The sequence below is a fragment of the Ideonella azotifigens genome (assembly GCF_006519715.1).
GTDB classification, from domain to species: domain Bacteria; phylum Pseudomonadota; class Gammaproteobacteria; order Burkholderiales; family Burkholderiaceae_C; genus Ideonella; species Ideonella azotifigens.
Window position 1 is genome coordinate 1 of record NZ_VIDT01001180.1, and the last position, 1,044, is coordinate 1,044.

The following is a 1,044-nucleotide window of genomic DNA, read 5'->3' on the forward strand; positions in this document are numbered from 1 at the left end:
GACGTGCTGGCCGACGGCGTGCGCTGCGCCAGCACCACCAACCGCAATTTCGAGGGCCGCCAGGGCCGCGGCGCCATCACCCACCTGATGAGCCCGGCCATGGCTGCCGCCGCCGCCATCACTGGCCGCATCACCAACCTGGCCGATCCGCTGCAGTGGCCACCCCTGGCCCCACAGGAGACGCGACATGCCTGAGACCTCAACGACCGCGTGGATTACCCGCGCCGCCCCGCTGCCTCTGGCCAACCTCGACACCGACCAGATCATGCCCAAGCAGTTCCTGCGCGGCATCGACAAGGCAGGCCTCGCCCGAGGCCTGCTGTACGACCTGCGCTTCGACGCCCACGGCCAGCCCAGGCCCGAATGCGTGCTGAACCAGCCTGCGTTCGCCGACGTGGACGCCTTGATCGGCGGGCCGAACTTCGGCTGCGGCTCCAGCCGCGAACATGCGGTGTGGGGCTTGCTGCAGTACGGCGTGCGCGCAGTCATCGCGCCCAGCTTCGGCGAGATCTTCTATTCCAACGCGGTCAACAACCGCCTGCTGCCGGTGATGGTCTCGCCGGCGCACGGCCAGGCCTTGCTGGACCAGGCGCTGGCCTGCGCAGTGGCAGGCGAGGGCCCGTTGCCGCTGCAGATCGACCTGCCCGCGCTGCAGGTGCGCTGCGGCACCATCGAGGCGCCGTTCGCGCTGTCGCCGCGCCACCAGCGCATGCTGCTGCAGGGCCTGGACATGGTGGGTGCCACGCTGGCCCACGCCACGCAGATCGAAGCCTTTGCTGCGCGCCATTTCGCTGCCCAGCCCTGGTTGCAGGACCGCGCGATGCTCACCCAGGAGCGCCTCACGGCAGCCTGATCGCTGTCGCCGCACGCGAGAATGGCGCAAACAATGCGTGGAGCGATGTGTGGATTGGATGCGTGGACTTTCTTGTCGGTGGCGCTTGCAAACCAGGCCGGTGCCCGCGATATTGGCCGTGGCGCTGGCCGGTTGTGCCGAGCTGAACCTGCCTGACTTGCTGGCGTCGCCTGCGCCAGCCACCAAGCCGG

Annotated in this window: 2 protein-coding genes; both read left to right on the plus strand. The window is 69.3% G+C overall.

Annotated elements, in window-relative coordinates; translation table 11 throughout:
• A partial coding sequence (locus tag FKP22_RS31470; RefSeq protein ID WP_233447044.1) for an aconitase family protein occupies positions 1-195 on the plus strand: 195 nt, incomplete at its 5' end.
• Positions 188-853, plus strand: a complete 666-nt coding sequence (gene leuD, locus FKP22_RS31475) for a 3-isopropylmalate dehydratase small subunit (RefSeq protein WP_141292077.1) — start codon at positions 188-190, stop codon at positions 851-853. The genes FKP22_RS31470 and leuD, both read left to right, overlap by 8 nt.
• Positions 854-1,044 lie beyond the last annotated feature (191 nt).